At 69.9% G+C, this 18,355-nt stretch carries 20 protein-coding genes; 7 read left to right on the top strand and 13 right to left on the bottom strand.

The features are described 5' to 3' along the window. Position 1 precedes the first annotated feature (1 nt). Entirely contained in the window at positions 2–277 is a 276-nt protein-coding gene (locus MQP27_RS15360) for a DUF1876 domain-containing protein (RefSeq protein WP_242765649.1), read from the bottom strand. A 97-nt stretch (positions 278–374) separates the two neighbouring features. Between MQP27_RS15360 and MQP27_RS15355 the strand changes: the two genes are divergently transcribed. Further along, positions 375–1,118, top strand: coding sequence for a class I SAM-dependent methyltransferase (locus MQP27_RS15355; protein WP_242765648.1), 744 nt, complete (start codon positions 375–377; stop codon positions 1,116–1,118). Between the two features lie 36 nt (positions 1,119–1,154). Here MQP27_RS15355 and MQP27_RS15350 read toward each other — a convergent pair whose 3' ends face one another. The 3 genes from MQP27_RS15350 to MQP27_RS15340 are packed head-to-tail and all read right to left on the bottom strand — an operon-like array spanning position 1,155 to position 6,218. After that, complete coding sequence (locus MQP27_RS15350; protein ID WP_242765646.1) at positions 1,155–3,914, bottom strand: bifunctional YncE/alkaline phosphatase family protein; 2,760 nt, start codon at positions 3,912–3,914, stop codon at positions 1,155–1,157. Between the two features lie 4 nt (positions 3,915–3,918). Continuing rightward, positions 3,919–5,277: an ABC-2 transporter permease family protein gene (locus MQP27_RS15345; RefSeq protein WP_242765644.1), complete on the bottom strand. Its 1,359-nt coding sequence runs from the start codon at positions 5,275–5,277 to the stop codon at positions 3,919–3,921. After that, the gene (locus MQP27_RS15340; RefSeq protein ID WP_242765893.1) at positions 5,274–6,218 is read right to left on the bottom strand and encodes an ABC transporter ATP-binding protein; all 945 of its coding nucleotides are present in this window, start codon (positions 6,216–6,218) and stop codon (positions 5,274–5,276) included. Before MQP27_RS15340 ends, MQP27_RS15345 begins: the two co-directional genes overlap by 4 nt. 198 nt (positions 6,219–6,416) lie before the next feature. Between MQP27_RS15340 and MQP27_RS15335 the strand changes: the two genes are divergently transcribed. Next, a complete protein-coding gene (locus MQP27_RS15335; protein ID WP_242765643.1) occupies positions 6,417–6,692 on the top strand; it encodes a hypothetical protein in 276 nt (91 codons plus the stop codon). Positions 6,693–6,723: 31 nt separating this feature from the next. Here MQP27_RS15335 and MQP27_RS15330 read toward each other — a convergent pair whose 3' ends face one another. Further along, on the bottom strand, positions 6,724–7,569 hold the full coding sequence (locus MQP27_RS15330; RefSeq protein WP_242765642.1) for an EamA family transporter: 846 nt from the start codon (positions 7,567–7,569) through the stop codon (positions 6,724–6,726). After that, entirely contained in the window at positions 7,566–8,063 is a 498-nt protein-coding gene (locus MQP27_RS15325; RefSeq protein ID WP_242765641.1) for a YbaK/EbsC family protein, read from the bottom strand. The genes MQP27_RS15330 and MQP27_RS15325 overlap by 4 nt, the downstream gene beginning before the upstream one ends. Positions 8,064–8,165: 102 nt before the next feature. Here MQP27_RS15325 and MQP27_RS15320 point away from each other — a divergent pair, with 102 nt between their 5' ends. After that, on the top strand, positions 8,166–8,981 hold the full coding sequence (locus MQP27_RS15320) for a class I SAM-dependent methyltransferase (RefSeq protein ID WP_242765639.1): 816 nt from the start codon (positions 8,166–8,168) through the stop codon (positions 8,979–8,981). Further along, positions 8,978–10,264, top strand: a complete 1,287-nt coding sequence (locus MQP27_RS15315) for a salicylate synthase (RefSeq protein ID WP_242765637.1) — start codon at positions 8,978–8,980, stop codon at positions 10,262–10,264. Before MQP27_RS15320 ends, MQP27_RS15315 begins: the two co-directional genes overlap by 4 nt. Here the strand turns inward: MQP27_RS15315 and MQP27_RS15310 are convergent. Both MQP27_RS15310 and MQP27_RS15305 read right to left on the bottom strand, forming a co-directional pair. After that, positions 10,242–10,430: a DUF397 domain-containing protein gene (locus MQP27_RS15310; protein ID WP_242765636.1), complete on the bottom strand. Its 189-nt coding sequence runs from the start codon at positions 10,428–10,430 to the stop codon at positions 10,242–10,244. The two genes, MQP27_RS15315 and MQP27_RS15310, sit on opposite strands and share 23 nt — an antisense overlap. Next, positions 10,427–11,260, bottom strand: coding sequence for a helix-turn-helix domain-containing protein (locus tag MQP27_RS15305; protein ID WP_372511192.1), 834 nt, complete (start codon positions 11,258–11,260; stop codon positions 10,427–10,429). The genes MQP27_RS15310 and MQP27_RS15305 overlap by 4 nt, the downstream gene beginning before the upstream one ends. Positions 11,261–11,360: 100 nt before the next feature. Between MQP27_RS15305 and MQP27_RS15300 the strand changes: the two genes are divergently transcribed. Then, complete coding sequence (locus tag MQP27_RS15300) at positions 11,361–11,756, top strand: ATP-binding protein (protein ID WP_242765634.1); 396 nt, start codon at positions 11,361–11,363, stop codon at positions 11,754–11,756. 9 nt (positions 11,757–11,765) lie between these two features. Here MQP27_RS15300 and MQP27_RS15295 read toward each other — a convergent pair whose 3' ends face one another. Next, positions 11,766–12,332 (bottom strand): CYTH domain-containing protein, encoded by a 567-nt coding sequence (locus tag MQP27_RS15295; RefSeq protein ID WP_242765633.1) that lies wholly within the window; start codon positions 12,330–12,332, stop codon positions 11,766–11,768. Between the two features lie 417 nt (positions 12,333–12,749). Here MQP27_RS15295 and MQP27_RS15290 point away from each other — a divergent pair, with 417 nt between their 5' ends. Then, positions 12,750–13,106 carry a hypothetical protein gene (locus MQP27_RS15290; protein WP_242765632.1) on the top strand — a complete coding sequence of 119 codons (357 nt, stop codon included), beginning with the start codon at positions 12,750–12,752 and terminating at the stop codon, positions 13,104–13,106. 86 nt (positions 13,107–13,192) lie between these two features. Beyond that, positions 13,193–13,690, top strand: a complete 498-nt coding sequence (locus tag MQP27_RS15285; protein WP_242765630.1) for a pyridoxamine 5'-phosphate oxidase family protein — start codon at positions 13,193–13,195, stop codon at positions 13,688–13,690. A gap of 48 nt (positions 13,691–13,738) precedes the next feature. On the opposite strand, the gene MQP27_RS15280 is transcribed toward MQP27_RS15285, so the two are convergent. From MQP27_RS15280 to MQP27_RS15265, 4 genes are all read right to left on the bottom strand, one after another. Continuing rightward, positions 13,739–14,293, bottom strand: a complete 555-nt coding sequence (locus tag MQP27_RS15280) for a cysteine hydrolase family protein (RefSeq protein ID WP_242765628.1) — start codon at positions 14,291–14,293, stop codon at positions 13,739–13,741. Positions 14,294–14,379: 86 nt separating this feature from the next. After that, positions 14,380–14,832: a hypothetical protein gene (locus MQP27_RS15275; RefSeq protein WP_242765627.1), complete on the bottom strand. Its 453-nt coding sequence runs from the start codon at positions 14,830–14,832 to the stop codon at positions 14,380–14,382. Positions 14,833–15,006: 174 nt separating this feature from the next. After that, positions 15,007–17,439 carry an MMPL family transporter gene (locus tag MQP27_RS15270; RefSeq protein ID WP_242765625.1) on the bottom strand — a complete coding sequence of 811 codons (2,433 nt, stop codon included), beginning with the start codon at positions 17,437–17,439 and terminating at the stop codon, positions 15,007–15,009. Positions 17,440–17,599: 160 nt separating this feature from the next. Continuing rightward, positions 17,600–18,199 (bottom strand): TetR/AcrR family transcriptional regulator, encoded by a 600-nt coding sequence (locus MQP27_RS15265; protein ID WP_242765623.1) that lies wholly within the window; start codon positions 18,197–18,199, stop codon positions 17,600–17,602. Between the last annotated feature and the right edge of the window lie 156 nt (positions 18,200–18,355).

Genomic DNA, 18,355 nt, shown 5'->3' with positions numbered 1-18,355 from the left:
GTCACACGTTGATGGGATGCGACGTCCGCCCGGACGCCGAGTCGATCTCGCCGTGTGCCTTGGTCAGGAGCTGCATCGCGATCTCGTTCAGTGCGCGGGCGCCGGCGATCTCCTCCCCCACCCGCGGCTGATTGGCGTCTGTGTGGTGGCGGCTGGCGTGGCCGTGGGTCCGTATCTCGGTCCCGTCGGGCAGCCGTACCAGCGCGACCGCTTCGGTGTGTTCCTCGTCCTCCCGGAACTCCAGCTCGACATGCCATCCGACTGTGCTGTGCGTCATGACGATCACCTCCGGAACACCTCCTTCCAGAGTGCTCCTTCCGACCCCTCGGGCGCATCCACTGGCGGATCCCGGTCACGTCCGTAGCATCGGGGGCATGGCGACCCTGTGGGAGCTCATGCGTGACTGCATTCCCGACGACCACGCCCGCCAGGTGACCTCGCGCTACTACCTCGACGAGGCCATGAGTTCGCCCGGGCCGCCGGAGCTGGTGGTGGACCTGGGGTGCGGGCGGGGCACCTCGGCGAAGCTGTTCCGGAAGCACGATCCCGAGGTGCGGTGGGTGGGCGTGGACATCCGTGACTCGCCGGAGGCCGGGCAGCGGACGGACGGGGCAGGCTCTGTCGTGCACTACGACGGTGTCCGGCTGCCCTTCCGGTCCGGCTCGGTGCCGCTGGTCTACTCGCACCAGGTGTTCGAGCACGTCTCGCATCCGCGTGAGCTGCTCGCCGAGGTGGGGCGGGTGCTGCGGCCGGGCGGGCTGTTCATCGGGAGTACCTCGCAGTTCGAGCCGTACCACTCCTTCAGTCTGTGGAACTACACGCCGTACGGCTTCCGGACCCTCGTCGAGCAGGGCGGCCTCGCGATGGAGGAGGTGCGGCCCTCGCTGGACGGGGTCGCGCTGATCATGCGGAGCTACACCGGGCGGCGGGCCGAGTTCGGGCGGTTCTGGGAGCAGGAGTCGCCGCTCAACACCGAGATCGACCGCTGGGCGAAGAAGTCCGGACGGCAGGCGGCGCTGGCGAACCTGCGCAAGCTCACGTACTGCGGACAGTTCGCGTTCCGGGCCAGAAAGCCGGCGGAAGAGGAGCGTGCGCCAGGGGCCCCGAGCCGGAACTGACTCCGGTCCAGGGCCCCTTGGCAGCGACGGGATCGGTCAGCCGTCGTTCTCCGAGGACGGCAGGTACGCGCCCGGTACGTCGTTCGGGGCGTAGACCTTCTTGTCACCGGGGTACGGCTTGGTCCAGTTGTGGGTCTGGTACCAGGTGTAGCGGTTCATCTGGGTCGGGTTGGCGTAGTCGGGCACGGCGTTCGGGCCGGTCAGGCGCTGGTGCTTGGCCCATGCTTTCCACTCGGCCGCGAGGGCCTGCTGGGCCTCCGGGACCGCGGTGGTCGTCGGCGCGGCGGCCGCCTTGGTGTCCTGGGGCGCCGGGTTGTCCGAGCCGCAGGTCGGCTGGGGGCTCACGCCGAGGGTGAGGGAGGTCCGGTTGGGGACCGCCGTGAACGGCGTGTTGTCGGCCTTCGGCGTGAAGGCGCCGTACATCGGCGTGGCCGCGCTGTCGAGCTGGTTCATCGGGTGGATGCCGAGGATCTGCTCGATCGTGCGGACCATCGTGATCTGCGAGTAGTAGTGGCTGTCGACCGTGCCGTGCTTGGCGTACGGGCTGATGACCTGGACCGGCGCGCGGTGGCCGTCGACGTGGTCGAGGCCGTTCTGGGAGTCGTCCTCGACGACGAAGATCGCCGAGTCCTTCCAGTACTTGCTGTGCGAGATCTCGTCGACCATGCGGCCGACGGCGAGGTCGTTGTCGGCGACCTCGGCGGAGGCGTTGGCGGGGCCGCCGGTGTGGTCGTTGGAGAACCAGAACATGTTCAGGTTCGCCGGGCCGTTCTTCTCGAAGTCCTGCTTCCAGATCTGCTCTTTGTAGATGTCCGGGACGTCGAGGTCGAAGAGCGGGAAGCCCTGCACCGACACCTTGTTGAGCGAGGGGATCGCCGAACCCGTCTTGATGGGGTACTGCGTCTGCGCGCCCGTCGACTCCATGGTCTTGCTGTCGCAGTACAGGTTCTGCCAGGTCGCGCCGGCCGGCTTGGTCTCCAGCGACTGGAACTCGCCGAAGTCCTTGACGGACTTGCCGGCCGCCTGCGCGCCGGTCCAGATGAAGCCGGTCTTCTGGTGGCCGAGGACGTCGTCCTCGGTGTCGTAACTGCGCGTGTACTCACCGGCGGAGGACTCGGTGTACTCCGGGTTGTCCGACTGCATCAGCCAGTTGTGGCCCTCGGCGGAGTTCGTGCCGACGTCGTAGAAGTTGTCGTAGAGCCCGAACTGCTCGGCCAGGGCGTGCTGGTTGGGCGTCACGTTCTCGCCGAAGGTGGTGACGGACGGGTCGCCGTTGCCCTGCGGCAGGTCGCCGAAGACCTGGTCGTAGGTGCGGTTCTCCTTGACCAGCAGGAAGACGTGCTTGATCGTCGACGGGTCGCCGAGGCGGACCGGGACAGGCAGGGCCTTCGCCTGACCCTTGCCCTTGGCCGCCGTGAGGACCGAGCCGGCCGTCCAGCCGTTCATCTTGAAGACCTTGGCCGTCTGCGACCTGATCGTGCGGTCGTCCGGCAGCGTGAACTGGGTCAGGCTCGACGTCGTGTCGTGGGTGTTGTGGCCGGCCGCGGTGGTGGGGCGGCGGGCGTCGATGCCACGGGTGTTGGAGACGACGATGTTCTTGCCGACCGTGGCGATCCCGGAGGGGAAGTAGTCCGTGGGGAGCAGGCCGACGTAGCGGGCGGGCTGCTGCGGGGAGGTGTAGCGGTAGACGGCGACGGCGTTGGCGCGGCCGAGGGTCACCAGGAGGCGGCCGTCGGAGGTGAGCGTGACGGCGTTGGGCTCGTAGCCGACGGAGGCCTCGGGCCAGGGCTGGGTGGCGATGGTCTGGACGACCTTGTCCTTGCGGCTGTCGATGACCGAGACGCTGTTGTCGGCGGTGTTGGTGACGAACACGGCGCCCTTGCTCGCGTACACGGCGGTCGGGTGCAGTCCTACGTCGATGCTGTCGACGGCGGCCGTCGGGTTCGCCGTGTCGATGACGCTGACGGTGCCGGTGGTGGCGGCGCCGGTGTCGGGGTCGGCGACGACGTCGGTGCCGTAGGAGTTGATGGTGGTGTCGCCGGGCTTGGCCGGGCGTCCGCCCTCGTTGCTGACGTAGAGCTTGCCGCCGACCAGGGCCAGACCGCGCGGCGCGTTGCCGACTGCCCAGCTCTGCTTGATGGTTCCGGTGGCGGCGTCGATGGCGACGACCTTGTTCTGGCCGTTGACCGCGGAGTAGACGGTGGAGCCGTCGGCGGAGAAGACGGCGGCGCCGACCAGGGCGTGCTTGGTGCCGTCGGCCGCTATCGGAACGGCCACCGGGTTGGAGATGGTGCCGTCCGCGGCGACGGTGAACCTGGTGTAGCCGTCGGCCTGGCCGAGCCACAGCTGGGTGCCGTCGGGCGAGTAGGTCGGGCCCTCCTGGCCGACCGCGGCGGTCTTGATGCGCAGGTCGTCGGCGGCGTTCGTGCCGATCTTCTGCTTCACCTGGCCGGTGGCCAGGTCCAGGACGACCAGGGAGGCGTCGCCGTCGGCGACCGAGGCGGCGAGGTGGCTGCCGTCCGGGCTGACCGTGGACGACATGATCTTGCCGTCGTTGACGACCGTGCGGGTGCCGTACGGCTTGATGTACTGGTCGCTGGAGATGACCTGCCCGTTGGCGGTCTCCTGGGCGACCTGCTGGGTGCCGAACTGCCATGTCGAGGCGACCGCGGTGCCCGTGACGCCGAGGGCGACGGTGATGCCCGCCGTCACCAGCAGGGCCCGGCGGCCGACGCGTCTGCCGAAGAGGGTGAACTGCTCCTTCTCGTTAACCCGGCGCTGCCGTGTTACCTGCATGGAACTATCCCTTCGAGGTGGTGTCGAGCAGCTCGACGTTGCCGTCGAACTGCCACAGCGGGTTCGGTGCGTCCCCTGTCGAAGTGCGCACCAGGAAGTAGCCGTTGACTTCCTTCGGCCCGTCGCCGTCGGCGACGAACCGCCCGTCGGATCCGATGTCGAGCTGGTAGACGGCCGTCCCGGCGACGGCGACGCCCGGCAGGTGCCAGGTCACGACGCACCGCCAGTCGTTGCCCGCGCCCTCCTGCGCGTCCTGCCCGTCGCTCTTGGTGCACGCGGCCGAGGCGCGCAGCTGCGCCTCGGTGACGGCGGGCCGGTGCAGTTGCTCGGTCTGCAGCCGGTAGAGGTGGGCGAAGGCGGTGGCGAGGGACCGCTGGACCTTGTCCTGCTTGATCCCGGAACCGAGGGAGGGCGTCGCCACGGCGACGGCCGCGACCGTTACGGCGGTCAGGGCGGCCAGCGGCAGCAGGCCCACGGTGAGGGCGCGGCGGCCGGCACCGTCGTACGCCGGGTTGGTGAAGTCCCGCCGCAGGAACAGCAGATACGCCAGCGCGGTCGCGAGCACCGCCCACACCAGGCTCACCGCGACGCCGATCAGCAGCGGGCCGAGCTGCGTGGGGCTGGTGAACAGGCCGTTCCAGGAGATGAAGGCGTACCCGGGCAGCGCGAGGCGTACGGCGACGGGCAGCGGCAGCATCTGCGCGACCTGCATCGCCAGCGCGACCAGCGCGGGCAGCAGCAGGCCCATCGGGGAGCGGCCCAGCGCGACCGAGCCGAGCAGGCCGATCGCGGCGAGCGCGAGGGTGGGGGCGAGCGCGGCGAACCAGGCGAGCAGGACGCGTACGGCGGTGTCGCCGGGGGCGAGGAGATGCCCGTCCAGGCCGACCAACGGCTGGTTGCCGACGGCCAGGAGCCCGCCGACCGTGCTGGAGACGACGAGTCCGGCGACCAGCAGCAGGATGACGGTGAGTCCCGCGAGGGACTTCGCGACGAAGATACGCCGGGGCGAGCGGACGGCGACCAGCAGATGCCGCCAGGTGCCGAGCCGGTCCTCGCAGGCGAACACGTCACCGGCGACGACGGAGGTCAGCAGCGGCAGCGCCCAGGTGCCGGCGAAGCCGAGCATCACGAGGGGCCCGGCCCAGCCGGTGGCGTGCATCCAGCGGCCGAAGAGGGTGTCGGAGGGGAGGGTGCTCTGCTGACCGACACCCGCGACGAAGAGGGCCGGGGCGATCCAGCAGGCCAGCACGAGCAGCCGGACCCGCCACTGGGAGACGAGCTTGACGAGCTCGAAGCGGTAGCCGCGGGAGACGGAGACACGGGGGCCGATGGCAACGCTGTCTTCGACGACGGTCGCGGTCACTTGTCCGCCTCCTGCTGTTCGGTCAGCGCCAGGAAGGCCGCCTCCAACGGCGAGACCACCGGCGCCAGTTCACGCACCGCGACGCCCCCGCGCACGAGGTTCGCGACCAGCTCGTCGAGGGCCGGTACCAGTCCTCGTACGACGATCAGCTGGTCGTCCTGACCCGCCGCGCCGGTGTCGTCGACCAGCCGTATCCCGGTCGTCGTGTCGGCCAGGCGGCGCGCCGCGGCCGTGTCCGACGTACGCAGGCGGTAGTCGAGTTCGCGGTTCTCGGCGGCGAGTTTGTTCGGCGGGCCGGAGAAGACGACCCGGCCGGTGGCCAGAATGGTGACCTCGGCGCACAGCGCCTCCAGGTCGTCCATGCGGTGGCTGGAGAGGACGACGGCGGTGCCGCCCGCCGCGAGCCGGGTCAGGACCCGGTGGACGTGTCTCTTGCCCGCCGGGTCGAGGCCGTTGGAGGGCTCGTCGAGCACGAGCAGCCGCGGCTCGGTGAGCAGGGCGGCGGCGAGGCCGAGCCGTTGCCGCATGCCCAGGGAGAAGCCGCGGGTCTTGTCGTCGGCGACGTCGGTGAGCCCGACCTGGGCGAGCGCGTCGTCGACGCCCGCGGACCCGGCGTCGAGGCCGCGGAGTTCGGCGAGCGCGGCGAGGTTCTGGCGGGCGGTGAGCGAGGGGTAGAGACCGGGCGCGTCCACGAATCCGGCGACGCCGTCGGGGACGGCGAGGGCCCGCTCGACGGGTGTGCCGAGGATCTCCAGGCGCCCGCCGTCCGGAACCGCGAGGCCCAGCAGCAGCCCGAGCAAAGTCGTCTTACCCGCGCCGTTCGGTCCCACCAGGCCGTGGATCTGACCCCGCGCCACGTCCAGGTCGACGCCGTCGAGTGCGACGACCTCGCCGAAGCACTTGGTGATCCCTCGGGCCCGGACTGCGTGGAGTGTGTCCATGAGTCCCATGAGTCCCTTCTTCCGCAACCCCAGGGGACCTTATGGACGGCGCACAACCCGCACACAGGCGTTTGACTGAACGCGCGCCGAACGGTTCGTCAAGGCAACGGCAAGTCGGCCAAGGGACAGCCAACTTCAAGCCACGGACGCGGGCGGGGAGAATCAAATCGTCACGACGACCAAGCCGAGGGAGAACCCGTGAGCAGACCGGTCCCACGCCGCGCGGCAGTGCTCTACGCGATGTCCGCGACCTGCGCCGCTATAGGCGTCCTGCTGTGGGCGCGCAGCCAGGCCGGCACTCCCACGCTCCACTCCACCTCCTACGGGGACTTCCTGGCAGCCGATGCCTACACCCCGTCGGCCTGGCGGGTGTGGTCACCGGCCGTACCGGAAGACCACCTCGGCCTCTACCTCATCGCGGCGGCTCTGGTACTGGCCGTGGTGGCAAGGCTGCTCCCCGACCGGCGTGGCTGAGCGATCGGCTCGCCACCATGCCCCGCACCGCCTAACCGGCCCGCAGCATCAGCCCGATCCCGCACACCAGCAGCATCGCCGCCGCGATCCTCGGCGCGCCGAAGCGCTCCTTGAAGAAGACGGCGCCGATGGCCGCGCCCACGATGATCGACGACTCGCGCAGGGCCGCGATCGGCGCGAGTTCCGCCCTCGTCTGGGCCCACAGGACCAGCGCGTACGCCGTGAAGGAGAGCGCGGCGCCGAGCAGGCCCACCGAGGCGAACGGCCGTAGCAGGGCCAGGGTTTCGCCGCGCCAGTGCCACAGGGCGTACGCCGGGACCGCGACGCCCTCCATCGCCATCAGCCAGGCGATGTACCCGAGGGAGGAGCCGGATGCCCGCACCCCGAGGCCGTCGACGACCGTGTACCCGGCGATGGTTAGGCCGGTCGCGAGGGCCGCGACGATCGCCGGCCAGTTGGGGCGGCTGCCGCGCAGGCCCCACAGGGCGACGCCGGTCAGGCCCGCGCAGGACAGGGCGATGCCGGCGGCGGCCCAGCCGTCGGGCACCTCGTGCGCGAAGACGGCGGCGAGGAGCGTGACGACGAGCGGCGCGGTGCCGCGCGCGATCGGGTACGCCTGCCCGAAGTCGCCGAGCCGGAACGACCGCATCAGCAGCGCGAAATAGGCGACGTGGATGAGCGCGGAGACCAGGAGGTACGGCCATGCCGCGGCCGCCGGTACCGCGGCGAACGGCATCACGGCGACCCCGATCAGCATCCCGCCGCCCGCGATCAGCGTGAACCCGACCAGCTTGTCGGTGATCCGGTGGGCGATCGCGTTCCAGCAGGCATGGGTGACCGCGGCGAGCAGCACGGCCGCGGCGACCGCCGGGGTCACGAAGTGCGCTCGCGCACGTCCACGAGAGTGGCTCCGGCGTGCGCGACGAGTTCCTTGGGCTCCATCGGGAACACGGCGTGCGGGTTGCCCGCCGCGGCCCACACCACCTCGTGCTCCAGCAGCGACCGGTCGGCCAGCACCCGCGTCTTCGTACGGTGCCCGAAGGGCGGCACGCCCCCGATGGCGTACCCGGTCGTCTCGCGTACGACGTCCGCCTTGGCCCGCGTCACCTTCTCCGCGCCGAGCGCCTCGCGCACCAGCTCCACGTCCACCCGGGACGCCCCGTCCATCAGCACCAGCACCGGCACCCCGTCGGCGGCGAAGATCAGCGACTTGCAGATCTCGCTCAGCTCGCACCCGATCGCGGCGGCGGCCTCGGCCGCGGTGCGCGTGGCGTCCGGGAAACGGCGCACGCGGGAGTGCAGGCCGCCGAGGCCCAGCTCCTCCAGTGCGGACGCGAAGAGGGGATGGGCTGCTGATTCCGAAGGCGTCATGAACGGCACGCTAGCGGTACGTGTACGGGCCAGGCGACCGAGTTACCCATGCACCTCTCACCACCTGTCACTGCGCTGTGACGCGCCGTGACAATGACCACCATGACGCGCTACCTCTTCGACAACACCGGCATCCAGACCGAGAACCGCTTCCAGGCCCTCGAAGCCTGCTACGACCCCTTCTCCCGCCGCCAGTTGGCCCGCACCGGACTGGCACCGGGCTGGAGATGCCTCGAAGTCGGCGGGGGCGGCGGCTCCCTGGGCGACTGGCTCGGCGAGCGGGTGGGCCCCGGCGGCGAGGTCACCATCACCGACCTGGACCCCCGCTGGGCCACCCGCGACCGCCCGCCGCACGTCCGCGTCCTGCGCCACGACATCGTCACCGAACCGCTGCCGCTCCCGGCCGACGGCTACGACCTCGTCCACGCCCGCCTGGTCCTCCTCCACCTCCCCGAACGCCTCGACGTCCTGGACCGCCTGGTCGCCGCGCTGCGCCCCGGCGGGCTGCTGGTCCTGGAGGAGTTCGACTGCACCTGGCAGCCGGTGCTGACGGCCCCCGACGCCGCGTCCGCCGCCCTCTACGAGCGGGTCCAGGCGGCCCTGATGGCCCAGTTGGAGAAGCGGGGCGCGGACGGCGCGTGGGGCCGGAACGTCTACGGCGCGATGGTCCGCGCGGGCCTGACTGACCTGACCGCGACGACGTACGCCGAGTCCTGGACGGGCGGCGGCACGGGAGTGGGCCTGCACCAGGCGAACGCCCGCCAGGTGGCGGACGGGCTCCGCGCCGAGGGCCTCACGGACTCCGAACTGGCCCGCTACCACGCCCTGTTGGCGAACCCGGCGTTCACGGTCAACTCACTCCCACTCATCAGCGTGACGGGCCGGCGCCGGGCAGCGGGAGAGGCGGCGGCACGATGACGACCACACACCTGCGCTACCGCGAGACCCGCCTCCCCCGCACCGAGGACCCGCTCACCCTCATCGTGCGGCTGGTCCGCAGCGGCCTCTTCGACCCGTACGTCGTCTACGAGCACGACGGCGCCTGGTCCCTCGCGGGCGGCGCGCTCGCCTCGGTCCGCCTCGGCCCCGACGCCCGCGACCATAGCCTCGGCCTCGGCCTCGGCGAGATCGAGGAACGGTTCGCGACGATGCCGGTCGCCGGCTGGCGGGCGTACGGCTGGGCCGCCTTCGAACTGGGCCCGGCACTGGCGGGCCTCGCCCCCGAGACCGACGGCGACCTCCTCCACCTGATCGTCCCGGCCGACGAGATCCGTGCATACGGCGACGACGTGCTGGTCCGCTGCGTGGACCCGGCCCGCCTGGCCCGCATCGTCGCCCTGATCGACACCCCGGCGGCGGAGACGGACGCCTCGGTGCCGCCCCCGATCGACCTCCCCCTCGCCGACACCGGCAACTACCGCGCCGCCGTGTCGGCCGCCCTGCTGGAGCTGAACGGCCCCGGCCCGCTGGAGAAGGTCATCCTGTCCCGCCGGGTGCCCGTCCCCACCCCGGTCGACCTCATCACGACGTACGCCCTCGGCCGCCGCGCCAACACCCCGGCCCGCTCCTTCCTCCTGGACCTGGGCGGGATCAGGGCGGCGGGCTTCAGCCCGGAGACGGTGGTGGAGGTCTCGGCCGACGGCCACGTACGCACCCACCCCCTGGCGGGCACGCGGGCGCGTACGGGTTCGGCGGCGGAGGACGCCCGCCTGCGCGCGGACCTGCTGAGCGACCCGAAGGAGATCCACGAACACGCGGTGTCGGTGCGGCTGGCACTGGACGAGATGTCCACGGTCTGCGACGACACGTACGTCAGCGAGTACATGACGGTCGAACAACGCGGCACGGTCCAGCACCTGGCGTCCCGCGTCACGGGCCGCCTGCGCCCCGGCCTCGGCCCCTGGCACGCCTTCGCGGCGATGTTCCCGTCGGTGACGGCGACAGGCATCCCGAAGGCACCGGCCTACCCTCTGATCCGGGCGCTGGAAGGCCGCCCAAGGGGCCTGTACTCAGGGGCGGTTCTGACCTGCGACGCCTCCGGCGCACTGGACGCGGCGCTGGTGCTGCGCACGGTGTACGAGCGGGACGGCGAGTGCTGGCTCCAGGCGGGGGCGGGGGTGGTACGCCAGTCACGCCCAGAGCGGGAGCACGAGGAGACCTGCGAGAAGCTGCGCAGCGTCAGCGTGTGGAGGCGTGGGTGAGGAAGGCGGTCCAGGTGGTGGGGGTGACGGTGAGGTGGGGGGTGTTGGGGGTCTTTGAGTCGCGGATGTGGATGGTGGTGGGGGCTATGGCGACCTCGACGCAGTCGTTGATGTCGCCGCTGTCGCTGTAGCTGCTCTTGAACCAGTGGAGTTCGGTGGCGCTCATAGTCTCCCCAGCAGTTGCTCAATGAAGGCCAGTGACTCCCTCGGCGTGAGAGCCTGCGCCCGGATCATGCCATACCGCATTTCAAGGATACGAAGATCCCTGGGGTTTGAGACCGGGCGGCCGTTGAACGCACCGTCGGAGCGGCCGATCGCCGTGCCGTCCTCGAACTTCAGCAACTGGATCAGCCCGAGCACCCCGCCGTGCTCCTCGCGGTCGGTCGGCATGACCTGAAGCGAGACGTTCCGCAACTGCGCCACTTCCAGCAGGTGTTGGAGCTGTCGGCGCTGCACGGCTTTGCCACCGTAGGGGCGTTCCAGCGTCACCTGCTCCTGGATGAACATGAGCATCGGCGCCGGCTCCCGGTCGAAGATCGCCTTGCGTGCCATGCGAGCGGTGATCCCCCGCTCCACCTCGTCCTCCGAGTACGTGGGCAGCACCATCTCGAACAGCGCCTTGGCGTACTCCGGCGTCTGCAACAGGCCGTGGATGTTGTGGTTGCCGTACATCAGCAGCTCAACCGCGCGCGCCTCCATGTCGGCCAACTCCCGCACCTTCTTCGGGTACCGGGCCTTCCGCATCTCCTCCATGAAGGCCCGCAGATGCCCCTGCGCCTTCAGCACCGTGTCGGCCCTGTCCAGGAACTCCGGCCTGGGAATCCTCTGGCCCCGCTCCATCTTGCGGATCATGTCCTCGCCGTAGCCCATGAGTTCGGCGAAGTCGGCCGTCCCCATGCCCGCCCCCTCGCGGCACACCTTCAGCAGGTGTCCGACGGCCTGCACGATCGGCTCGATCTCGTCGCCCGGTTCCACATCCCAACCGGCCTCGTCCACACCGGACAGCCGAGACAAGCCGAGACAAACGCCGGACAGTCACCGAACGCCCACGCCCCGTGAGCATCCACGGTAGGCAGAACCGGCCACGCTGAGTGACATGAATCAAGAAACCGCCGTCCGCAACTTCACCGTCCTGCTCTCCCCCACCCCCCTCGGCGCCCGCCTCGCCCGCCTCCTCGCTGCCGACCAACTACGCACCTGGGACCTCCCGTTGGACCCGGCGGAGCACATCGTCGCGGAACTGGCGGCGAACGCGGCGACGCACGGCCGCGTACCGGGCCGGGACTTCCGCCTCACCCTCTACGTCATCGGCGACACCCTCCGTATCGAGGTCACGGACACGAGAGGCGACCTCTTGCCCAAGCTCCCCCACGGCGACGTCGACGCCGAGTCGGGCCGGGGCCTGCTGCTGGTGGACGCGCTCGCGCACAGGTGGGGCGCGGGGACGGGGCCGTATCCGCGGAAGACGGTGTGGGCGGAGGTGAAGGTGTGAAGCGCGGGGTCAGGAAGCAGCAGGACGCAGGCCGTACTCGGCCAACCAGGCGAGCAGTTCCTGACGGGAGGCCCGGACGAGGCGCCCTCCGGTGAAACGGGCGTCATCGGTCACCTCCACCACGCACTCGGCGGGAGGAAGGAAGGCCTGCGCCTCCTCGTCGGTGCTGAACTCGGCCTCGGCCAGCACCAGACCCTGAAGACGCCCGTCGAAGACGTCGACGCCCAAGGGAGGAACACTGAAACGGGACTTGGACAGCAGCGCGGCCGGCAACGAGGCGAGCACGTCATACTCGGCCGGCGACAGATACGTGTTGGTGATCAGACCCTGAACGGCACCGGGCCGGGAGACCGGCACCTTCTGGGTGAGCTTGAACTCGCGTCGTCCGTCCGGGAATTCGGCCCGCCGCAGTCTCAGGCGTGTTCCCACCAGATACCTATCGATGATCACGCGACTGACGGTCACCGCCGCCGACGCCGGCGGCTCGGCCAGCAAGAACCGCCTCTCGCGCTCAACCTGCGCATACTTGCCCGGCCGAACCGTCTGCCCTACGACCCCGCCTGCCTTGTCCATCATGAGGACAGGTTCTCAGCTGCCTCCAGGCACGAACGGTCGGTGGCTACCCATGGAACCGGTGCCACCGTGCAAGTTGGTCGTGGGCACGGACACTGTCGGGAGCGCGAGGCACGCAGAGCCACACAACTGGACTTCATCAAGCAGGCAAATGAGATGGGGATCCTTCACCTCAGGATCCCCCCTTCCTGCGTTCCCTGGCCGTCGTCTCGTTGGAATGCCACCTCGAGCCGATAGCGGCGGCAAAGGCCGTCCATGTGGCTTCCGGCGAGGCATATGGCCGCCTCATCGCCGTCGAAAAGAGCCACCCGGCCTCGTGAAGCGCGTCGAAGGCAATCTCGTCGACGGCTCGACGGCCCACTTGGCTTATCGCCGCTGCCTGCAGTACTCGTCGACAGATCGCAGGTTCATACTCTATGCGTGGACATACGGGTGAAGACCTTCACAGCTGAGGCCACAAGCCGCTTTGACCGCGTCTTGGAGGGGCTGGGGTTCACCGGCCCGGAAGTCGATCAGAGACAGGACATCTGTCCTCTGATTCTGAGCGTCCGATATCGCCGCAGTGACGTGACCATTGAGACGGCCTTGATCTTGGCGTATGCGGGTGAGGAGTACGTCCACACACGGCTGCGCTGGGCCCAGGAGTCGCCGAACAGGAATCGCTGCGTTGAGATGGATAACGTCACCGCTCACACCGGCTACCAGATGCGCCGAGCCCTCGACCGGCATGCCCAAACACTCTCCGAACTCCTCAAGCACTCGGGCCAAGGCGACTGAAACGACTCCGGCCGATGGATGTCGAGAACTCTCCGCCGGCTCCGTCCCTGGGGCAGACTGACGACATCCGCCATGGAGGGACCGCCATGCAAGCCACCGAGATCAGCGAGATTCTCGAACGGCCCATCAGCCAGGAGCTGTTGGCTCGTGATGTGACCCGGCTGGCCTACGTCGCCAAGGACGGCACGCCCCGGAACGTCCCGATCGCCTTCACCTGGAACGGTTCCGAGATCGTCATGTGCACCACGAAGAACGCCCCGAAGCTCCCCGCCCTGCGCGCCAACCCGATGGTCGCCCTGACCATCGACACCGAGGTGCACCCGCCCAAGATCCTGCTGATCCGCGGCCGGGCCGAATTGGACGTCGTCGACGGGATCCCGGAGGAGTACCTCCGGATGAACGGCTCGTACGAGATGACGGCCGAGCAGCGGGTCGCGTGGGAGGCCGAGATCCGTTCGCTCTACGACGGGATGGTGCGGATCGTGGTGACCCCGACCTGGGCGAAGCTGATCGACTTCGAGACGACCCTGCCGAGCGCGGTCGAGGAGCTGGTGCGGCAGCGGGCCGAGCGTGAGGGCGTCTGAAGACGGAAGACCGAAGACCGCAGACCGCGCTTGCGGAGAGCCCCCGCGTTACTCCCCGAACGTCACCGCCCCCGCCTCCGTCACCGCCGCCCTCCGCCCCGGCGCCGAGTGGTACCGCCAGTACAGGTTCGTGTGGGCGATCACCTGGTCCGGCGGCGGCGCTCCCCACGCGGAGTTGTCGTTCGTCGTATGCGCGTCCCCGACGAGCGTGACGTCGTACCCCCGAGTGAACGCGCCATGGATCGTGGACCGTATGCACGCGTCCGTCTCCGCACCCGTCACCACGAGGTGGCCGACCCCGGCCGCCCCCAGGACCGTCTCCAGGTCGGTCGCCTCGAAAGCGTCGCCGTAGTTCTTGTGGACGACCGGTTCCGAGGCGCGCCGGGGCAGTTCGGGCACGTACTGCCAGTCGTCGCTGCCCTTCACCAGGCCGTCGTCGGAGTGCTGGACCCAGACGACCGGGACGTCCTGCGCGCGGGCCTTGTCGACGAGGGTGGCGATGTTGGTGATGACGGCGTCCCGTTCGTGCGCGGACGCCACGACGCCCCGCTGGACGTCGATCACCAGCAGGGCGGTCTTGGGTCGTTCCGGAAGCGTGGTCATGGTTTCAAGCTAGACCGAGGCACTGACAATGGCCCATGGCCCATGGCCCATGGCCCATGGCTCTGGTCCAGGCCCAAGGCCCTGGTTCAGGCCCACGGTCCCTGCGAGACCGGCGCCTGCGGGGCCGCGGCCGCCGCCTGGGCCGCCTCGCGGCGGGCACGGCGTCCGGAGACCAGGCCGCCCAGGGCACCGAGGGAGACCAGGCCCATGCAGGCCGCGCCGATGATGCCCTTCGCGCCGTCCATCGTGAAGTACATGGCCGCGGCGGTGCCGCCGTTGAAGAGGAACAGGAACCAGAGCGTGCCCGGGCGGCCCAGGAACGCCTTGATCTTCGGCTTCTTCGCGATACGGGAGCCCGCGATCAGCGAGACGACGCCTCCGGCGACGGTGGCCACGGTCTTGGCCGTGCCGTCGAAGAGGGCACCGGCACCGCCGGCGCTCATACCGAGACCGGCGGCGAAGAAGCTCCACAGCAGCAGGTCGGCGACGAACTTCTTGACGGCGGCGAAGGGCGAGCGGGCGGCGCGGGCGCGGGACATGAGAAGCCTTCCTGACCAGGGGGAATCGGTGAATTCGGATCTCTTCGATCTGTCTTCTACGATCCCGTCCGGCGCCCGCCGCAACGAGGGAGCGGCCTCCCGAACCCATGGTGTAGCGCACTACACCATGCCGCGGTTCGGAAGGCCGCCGGGGAGTTGGACGGGCAGGGGGCGTCAGGCCCGTACCAGCTCCCGGTCCTCGTCGGAATCGGAGTCGGAGTCCGGGTCCGAGCCTGAGCCCGAGTGCTTCGAGCCGTCCTTCAGGTCCTTCAGGCCCTCGCCCTCGACGTCCACGTTGGGCAGCGCCCGGTCCAGCCACTTCGGCAGCCACCAGGCCTTCCGGCCGAGCAGCGCCAGCACCGCCGGGACGATCGCCATCCGCACGATGAACGCGTCGAAGAAGACGGCGATCGCGAGGCCGAAGCCGATCATCTTGATCATGGACTCGCTGGAGGTGATGAAGCCTCCGAAGACGGCCATCATGATGACCGCGGCGGCGGCCACGACCCGGGCGCTGTGCCGGAACCCGGTCACGATCGCCTGGCCGGGGGTCTCGCCGTGGACGTACGCCTCACGCATGCGCGTCACGAGGAACACCTCGTAGTCCATCGCGAGGCCGAAGACCACGCCGACCATGAAGATCGGCATCATCGACATGATCGGGCCGGTCTGCTCCACGCCCAGCAGGCCGCCGAGCCAGCCCCACTGGAAGACCGCGACGACGGCGCCGAGCGCGGCGAGCACGCTGAGCAGGAAGCCGAGGGCAGCCTTCAGCGGGACCAGGATGGAGCGGAAGACCGCGATCAGGAGGAGGAAGGCGAGACCGACCACCAGGCCCAGGTACGGGATGAGCGCGTCGTTCAGCTTCTGCGAGAAGTCGATGTTCATCGCGGTGGTGCCGGTGACCAGGACCTTCGCGTCCGTGTCGGCCTTGACCTCGACGCCCTTGTCCCGGATCGCGTGCACCAGGTCCTCGGTCTGCACGGAGGACGGCTTGGAGGACGGGATCACGGTGATCGTCGCGGTGTCGCCGGCCTTGTTGAACATCGCCGGGGTGACCGTGGCGACGTCCTTGAGGCCCTTGATGTCGTCGCCGACCTTGGCGGCGGCGGCCTTCGGGTCGTCGCTGTTCTTCGCGTCGACCACGATCATCAGGGGGCCGTTGAAGCCGGGACCGAAGCCGTCGGAGAGCAGGTCGTAGGCGCGGCGCTGGGTGGTGGACGTCGGCTGCGAGCCGTCGTCGGGCAGGCCCAGCTCCAGCTGAGTGGCCGGTACGGCGATCGCGCCGAGGCCGACGACGCCGAGGAGCAGTACGGCCGCGGGCCGCCGAGTGACGAAGCTGGCCCAGCGCGCGGCGAGACCGGGCTTGGCGGGGGCCGCGCCGGAAGCGGAGCCCGCGCGGGAAGCGGAGCCCGCGCCGGAAGCGGAGCCCGGCCCGGAAGCTGCGCCCACTCCAGAAGCGGCACCCACTCCAGAAGCAGAGCCCGCTCGGGAAGCGGAACCCGCACCAGAAGCCGCGCCCACTCCCGAAGCCGCACCCCCTCCAGAAGCCCCACCCCCTCCAGAAGCCGCACCCTTCCCGCGCCTCTTCTCGCCCGCCGCCCTGACCCGCCGCCCCGCATACCCGAGCATCGCCGGGATCATGGTCAGCGCGATGAGGACGGCCACCAGGACGGTCCCGGCCGCCGCGAGGCCCATCTTGGTCAGCATCGGGACGCCGACGACGGACAGGCCCGCCAGCGCGATCACGACCGTGAGGCCCGCGAAGACCACCGCCGAACCGGCCGTACCGGTCGCGCGGCCCACCGCCTCCTCACGGCTGCGCCCCTCGGCCAGCTCGGCGCGGTAGCGGGACACGATGAACAGCGCGTAGTCGATGCCGACCGCGAGGCCGATCATCAGCGCGAGCGTGGACGTCGTATCACCCAGGTCGAGCGTCTTGGCGAGGGCGGTGATCGTGGACACGCCGATGCCGACTCCGATGATCGCGGTCAGCAGCGGAAGCCCCGCCGCGACCAGCGAGCCCAGCGTGACGACGAGGACGATCGCGGCGATCACGAGGCCGACGACCTCGCCGGCCGCGCCCGGTTCGGCGCCCGACTGGAGCGCGTCACCGCCGATCTCGACGGTCAGCCCGGCCTTCTGCGCGTCGTGCCCGGCCGCCTCCAGGGCGTCCCGGGAGGCGTCCTTGAGCTCCATGCCGGAGACCTCGTACCGCACCGACGCGTAGGCGACCGTGCCGTCCTTGCTGACGGCGTTCGACTTGAAGGGGTCGGCGACGGAGGTGACCTCGGAGCCGTCGGACAGCTCCTTCACCGTCTTCTCGACGGTCGCCTTGTTGTCGGCGTCGGTCATCTTCTCGCCGGCCGGGGCCTTGAAGACGACGCGCGCGGTGGCGCCGTCGGAGCTGGAGCCGGGGAAGCGCTGGTCGAGCAGGTCGAAGGCCTTCTGGGCCTCCGTGCCGGGTATCGAGAAGGACGTGGAGCCGGCGGCGGGCGCACCGGCCGCCGCGACCCCCGCGAGGGTCAGCAGAGCCACCCAGAAGAGGGCGACGAAGTGGCGTCGCCTGAAGGCGAACCGGCCGAGTCTGTAGAGGAACGTGGCCACGAAGGCGTACTCCCGGTCAGGTCGTGGGGTGTTGATGGGCAGGGGTGATCAGCCCGGCGGGGAGGCAGGGGTGATCGTCCCGACGACTTGAGCGGTGACGTCAGGTGGAAAGGTACTGCGCGGGGCTACCGCGCAGAGGTACTGCGGGGAGTGGGGAGACCTACTCGGCGCCGAGTGCGGGGAGCACCACGGCGTCGATGTACGAAGTGAGGAAGGCCTGCGTCGGCGGCAGCTCGTCGATCAGCGTGCGGGCGGCGAACCCGCCGAGCATCATGTGCATCATGTAGCCGATCGCCGGGTTGTCCGCGCGGACCTCGCCCCGGTCGATCGCCCGCTGGAGCACCCGGCGGAACTCCGCCATCTCCGGCTCGATCAGATGCTCCTTGAACGCCTTCAGGAGCTCCGGGTTGCTGTGCACGGCCATGGCCAGACCCCGCATCAGCGCGGAGTTCTGCTCCATCTCGCAGTCGTCCGAACGCATCGTGAGGGCGTGCAGATCGCCCCTCAGCGATCCGGTGTCGATGTCGGCGAGCCCCATGCCGCCCGGCTTGTTGCTCCGGACCGCCTTCGCGACGAGCTCGGCCTTGCCGCCCCACTGGCGGTAGAGCGTGGCCTTGCTGGACTTGGTGCGGGCCGCCACGGCGTCCATGGTGAGGGCGTCGTAGCCGACTTCCCGGAGCAGGTCGAGCACGGCGCCGTACAACTCGGCCTCGCGCTCGGGCGTGATCCGACTGCGACGCGCCGTTGCGACCTCAGTCATGACACTCACCCTTTCCCACTCCGTACGACACGGTTTCGTCTCCGTACGTGATGAATGTAGCGCACCCCTTTGAGAAACGAAACCGTTTCGTACGTGTCTTGGCTCACGAACATGAAGGACACGTAAAAGGACACATAAGTTGCCCGCCCCCATCTG

The sequence above is a fragment of the Streptomyces cylindrosporus genome (assembly GCF_022698165.1).
GTDB lineage: Bacteria > Actinomycetota > Actinomycetes > Streptomycetales > Streptomycetaceae > Streptomyces > Streptomyces cylindrosporus.
This window is presented reverse-complemented; position numbering and strand designations above follow the sequence as displayed.

What these genes read in the sequence shown, in the direction of transcription:
- MQP27_RS15350 (WP_242765646.1), bottom strand. Translation starts at nt 3,914, where the DNA reads ATGCAGGTAACACGGCAGCGCCGGGTTAACGAGAAGGAGCAGTTCACC.
- MQP27_RS15320 (WP_242765639.1), top strand. Translation starts at nt 8,166, where the DNA reads ATGACGCGCTACCTCTTCGACAACACCGGCATCCAGACCGAGAACCGC.
- MQP27_RS15310 (WP_242765636.1), bottom strand. Translation starts at nt 10,430, where the DNA reads ATGAGCGCCACCGAACTCCACTGGTTCAAGAGCAGCTACAGCGACAGC.
- MQP27_RS15285 (WP_242765630.1), top strand. Translation starts at nt 13,193, where the DNA reads ATGCAAGCCACCGAGATCAGCGAGATTCTCGAACGGCCCATCAGCCAG.
- MQP27_RS15295 (WP_242765633.1), bottom strand. Translation starts at nt 12,332, where the DNA reads ATGATGGACAAGGCAGGCGGGGTCGTAGGGCAGACGGTTCGGCCGGGC.
- MQP27_RS15300 (WP_242765634.1), top strand. Translation starts at nt 11,361, where the DNA reads ATGAATCAAGAAACCGCCGTCCGCAACTTCACCGTCCTGCTCTCCCCC.
- MQP27_RS15275 (WP_242765627.1), bottom strand. Translation starts at nt 14,832, where the DNA reads ATGTCCCGCGCCCGCGCCGCCCGCTCGCCCTTCGCCGCCGTCAAGAAG.
- MQP27_RS15315 (WP_242765637.1), top strand. Translation starts at nt 8,978, where the DNA reads ATGACGACCACACACCTGCGCTACCGCGAGACCCGCCTCCCCCGCACC.
- MQP27_RS15360 (WP_242765649.1), bottom strand. Translation starts at nt 277, where the DNA reads ATGACGCACAGCACAGTCGGATGGCATGTCGAGCTGGAGTTCCGGGAG.
- MQP27_RS15280 (WP_242765628.1), bottom strand. Translation starts at nt 14,293, where the DNA reads ATGACCACGCTTCCGGAACGACCCAAGACCGCCCTGCTGGTGATCGAC.
- MQP27_RS15340 (WP_242765893.1), bottom strand. Translation starts at nt 6,218, where the DNA reads ATGGACACACTCCACGCAGTCCGGGCCCGAGGGATCACCAAGTGCTTC.
- MQP27_RS15325 (WP_242765641.1), bottom strand. Translation starts at nt 8,063, where the DNA reads ATGACGCCTTCGGAATCAGCAGCCCATCCCCTCTTCGCGTCCGCACTG.
- MQP27_RS15265 (WP_242765623.1), bottom strand. Translation starts at nt 18,199, where the DNA reads ATGACTGAGGTCGCAACGGCGCGTCGCAGTCGGATCACGCCCGAGCGC.
- MQP27_RS15355 (WP_242765648.1), top strand. Translation starts at nt 375, where the DNA reads ATGGCGACCCTGTGGGAGCTCATGCGTGACTGCATTCCCGACGACCAC.